Source organism: Paraburkholderia sediminicola (genome assembly GCF_046027825.1).
Classification (GTDB): domain Bacteria; phylum Pseudomonadota; class Gammaproteobacteria; order Burkholderiales; family Burkholderiaceae; genus Paraburkholderia; species Paraburkholderia sediminicola_D.
In genome coordinates this window covers 1-3,350 of the sequence record NZ_JAQQDU010000202.1, presented here as the reverse complement: position 1 = coordinate 3,350, position 3,350 = coordinate 1, and the positions used below count along the sequence as shown (strand labels likewise).

Genomic DNA, 3,350 nt, shown 5'->3' with positions numbered 1-3,350 from the left:
TTATCAGTAAGCGGTGATTGCGGCCCACATAGCTTCCTGATGCCAGCAGGCGCAGCATGTGTCCACCTCAACAACAGGTGGACACCTCATGACACAGACTCCCGATGTCCCGAAGCTCGAGCCCATCGGCACAAGCGGTGATGGCCGGCGGCACTACTACGACGAGCAGGCCAGGCAGGCGCTGGTCGAGGCCTGCCTTCAGCCAGGCGCATCCCTGGCGGGGCTGGCACTCAAGGCCGGCGTGAACGCGAACCTGTTGCGCAAGTGGGTCGGCAAGCACCGGGCGAAGCGCGACGCCGCCGCCGCGGCGCCGGTAACTGGAGGTGTGCCGGCGGCGTTCATTCCAGTCGTCGAGGTGGAGGAGGTTGCGACGAGACCCGCGCCGCCCGCGGAGTCAGAACCGCTGCCCGCGCCCCGCCAGCCGGCACGTGCGTCGCAACGTCCGCCGTTGTCCTCGCGCGTGGTAGCGCAGTTGCCAAACGGCGTAAGCGTTGAGCTTGAGTGCACGGGACAGGATGCCGCACTGGTGACGGCCATGATCGAAACGCTGGGACGCTGCCATGTTCCGGCTCGACGCTGACCTGCGGGTCTACCTGCACCGCGAGGCGGTCGATTTCCGGGCCGGGATTAACGGTCTGGTCACGCGGGTCGAACAGTCGATGCAGCTTGATCCGTTTGCCCGTGCCGTCTTTGCGTTCCGCAACCGGCGGGCCAACCGCATCAAGCTGCTCTTCTATGACCGCTCGGGTTTCTGGCTGATGATGAAGCGCCTGGAGGCAGACCATTTCGTATGGCCACGCCGGCAGCAAACGGTGGTCGAGCTGACGAGCGAGCAGCTGCACTGGTTGCTTGATGGCATCGATATCGATGCGGTGCGCCGTCACCCGGAACGGCAGTACCGGTACACGGGCTGACGGTTTGCCCCGCGCTGCGGCCGTTGCCTGTAAACAACGACGGGGCAATGGTGACCTGGCCGTCATCCCGGCCAGGCGCTATCCTGGGTGGTATGGATGCCAACAAGCCCAACCCCTCCCTCGTGGACGATCTCAAACACCTCCCGCACGATGCGCTGATCGCGCGCATTCTCGAGCTTGAGAACCGCAACCACCAGCTCGCGCAGCGGATCGCCCAGCTCGAGGAGCAGTTCCGGCTCGCGCAGAGCAGGCGCTTTGCCCCGAGCAGCGAGAAGCTCAAGGACCGCGCATTCGACGAAGCCGAGCAGATGGCCGCGGCAGCGCCATCCGGGGACGACGAGCCGGACGACGCGTTCGCGCTGCCGGACACGGGGCTGCCGCAGCCCGATGAGCCCGCCCGCGGCAAGCGTGGTCGCAAGCCGCTGCCGGCAGAACTGCCGCGTCAGCGCATCGAGTACGACCTGCCCGAAGACCAGAAGGTCTGTCCGTGCTGCCGCAGCGCGATGCATCGCATGGGCGAAGAAGTCAGCGAACAACTGCACATCGAAGTGAAGGCCTCGGTGCTGCAGCATGTTCGCTTCAAATACGCATGTCGCCACTGCGAGCGCAATGCCGAGCGCACGCCGATCGTGACCGCGCCGATGCCGGCGCAGCCGCTGCCCGGCAGCAACGTCAGCGCGGCGATCATCGCGACCGTGACGGCTGGCAAATATGTCGATGGCACACCGCTGTACCGGATGGAAGACGCGCTGGCGCGCGCGAACATCCCCGTAAGCCGCGGCACGCTGGCCAACTGGATCATCCGGCCCGCCGAGCTCCACTACAGCCGACTGTACGACGCGCTGCGCCGCACGCTGCTGTCGCAGCCGCTGATTCATGGCGACGAGACGACGGTACAGGTGCTCAAGGAGCCGGGCAAGACCGCGCAAAGTCAGTCGTACATGTGGACCTATCGCAGCGCCGAGGACTGCGAGCAGCCGGTGGTGCTGTTCGACTACCAGCCCGGGCGCGGCCAGGAGTATCCGCAGGCGTTTCTCGCCGGCTATGAGGGTATGTTGATGACCGATGGTTACGCCGCGTGGCGCACGCTCGAAGGTCCGACCCACTTCGGATGTCTTGCCCATGCCCGCAGAGCGTTCGTCGATGCGCTCAAGGGGCAGAAGAAGCCAGGTGGTCGCGCAGCGCAGGCGCTTGAGTACTTCAAGGCCCTATACCAGCTCGAGACGCTCGCCAGAGCGGATCTGCCCGAAGGCGAGACGCGCACGGCCTACACGTACCGGCTGCGCCAGCAGCACAGCGTGCCGCTGCTCACGGCCTTCAAGGCGTGGCTGGACGAACACGAGTCGCTGGTGCTGCCCGAGAGTCTGCTCGGCAAGGCGATCGCCTACACGCGCAATCAATGGAAGTACCTCAGCCGCTACGTCAGCGATGGCCATGCGCCCCTCGATAACAACGTCATGGAACGGGATATCAGACCCTTCTGTACCGGTCGCAAGTCATGGTTGTTCCATGACACGGTCGCCGGTGCGAAAGCGAGCGCAATGGTCTACAGCCTGATGCTCACGTGTCGCGCTTGCAAAGTCGAGCCGTATGCATACCTGCTCCACGTGCTCACGGAGTTGCCTCAGCGGGCACCGGATTCCGATATCAGTGACCTGCTGCCGTTCAACTTCGCCAAACAGCAAACTGCGACGCCAGCTTCCGCCTGAACGACAAATTGCTCGCGCGCCCCTGTTCGCTGTTACCCGGTAACGGTGAACAGTGAACACTATTGGCCGACGTTGAAGTAGACGTCCCATTGCGTCGAGCCGGGATCGAGCCTGCGCGCACGATCCCGTCGTCGGCCCGCACAATCAGACGCTCCTGATGGGTATTCCGGTGAACGTAAGCGCAGATTCCGGAAAGCTCAGGAATCGGTCACGTTCGTCCGGAATGGCCGGTCACGATGAAACGGAATGCCCGGTCACGCTCGTCCGGAATCGTCGGTCATGTTGGCCCGGAATACCCACGCATCCAGGCTGGGCACTCGCCTTGCCGATAAAACGTCATCCGTTACCCGGTAACGACGGCGCGCTACCGGGGACCGTTGAAATAGAGATCCCACGGCTTCGAATCCGGATCGAGCCTGCGCAAGATCGCGTCGTCTGCTCGCGAGATCAACCGCTCCAACATCTGACGCTTCGTGGCCGCGTAGCGTCCGGCCAGTCGTGCAAGAGCAAGATCGGCTTCTGTACTGATCCACATGTCCAGCCGACGCTCTCCGTTGCCGTCCTTGCCCGCCGAGGCTCGCCTTGCGCGCCAGGCCGCCTGCCGCTGTGCTGTCGTCTGCGCCATCCTGCGACTCCTCATCATTGTTACCCGGTAACAATCCGGTTCCTCAACGTTACCGGGTAACGACGCGATTCCTCAAGGTGTGGCGGATTGAGCGATTACAAT

Annotated in this window: 4 protein-coding genes; 3 read left to right on the top strand and 1 reads right to left on the bottom strand. The window is 64.0% G+C overall.

Annotated elements, in window-relative coordinates:
- Positions 1-88 precede the first annotated feature (88 nt).
- The 3 genes from tnpA (at position 89) to tnpC (ending at position 2,623) form a co-directional block, all read left to right on the top strand.
- A complete protein-coding gene (tnpA, locus tag PQQ96_RS41790) occupies positions 89-580 on the top strand; it encodes an IS66-like element accessory protein TnpA (RefSeq protein ID WP_408303229.1) in 492 nt (163 codons plus the stop codon).
- Positions 561-914: an IS66 family insertion sequence element accessory protein TnpB gene (tnpB, locus tag PQQ96_RS41785; protein ID WP_408303227.1), complete on the top strand. Its 354-nt coding sequence runs from the start codon at positions 561-563 to the stop codon at positions 912-914. The genes tnpA and tnpB overlap by 20 nt, the downstream gene beginning before the upstream one ends.
- A gap of 92 nt (positions 915-1,006) precedes the next feature.
- Positions 1,007-2,623: an IS66 family transposase gene (tnpC, locus tag PQQ96_RS41780; RefSeq protein ID WP_408303231.1), complete on the top strand. Its 1,617-nt coding sequence runs from the start codon at positions 1,007-1,009 to the stop codon at positions 2,621-2,623.
- A 364-nt stretch (positions 2,624-2,987) separates the two neighbouring features.
- Here tnpC and PQQ96_RS41775 read toward each other — a convergent pair whose 3' ends face one another.
- Positions 2,988-3,248: a hypothetical protein gene (locus PQQ96_RS41775; protein WP_408303225.1), complete on the bottom strand. Its 261-nt coding sequence runs from the start codon at positions 3,246-3,248 to the stop codon at positions 2,988-2,990.
- Positions 3,249-3,350 lie beyond the last annotated feature (102 nt).

Bases quoted from the DNA above. Each gene is read 5' to 3' on its own strand.
- tnpB (WP_408303227.1), top strand. From the start codon at position 561: ATGTTCCGGCTCGACGCTGACCTGCGGGTCTACCTGCACCGCGAGGCG.
- PQQ96_RS41775 (WP_408303225.1), bottom strand. From the start codon at position 3,248: ATGGCGCAGACGACAGCACAGCGGCAGGCGGCCTGGCGCGCAAGGCGA.
- tnpA (WP_408303229.1), top strand. From the start codon at position 89: ATGACACAGACTCCCGATGTCCCGAAGCTCGAGCCCATCGGCACAAGC.
- tnpC (WP_408303231.1), top strand. From the start codon at position 1,007: ATGGATGCCAACAAGCCCAACCCCTCCCTCGTGGACGATCTCAAACAC.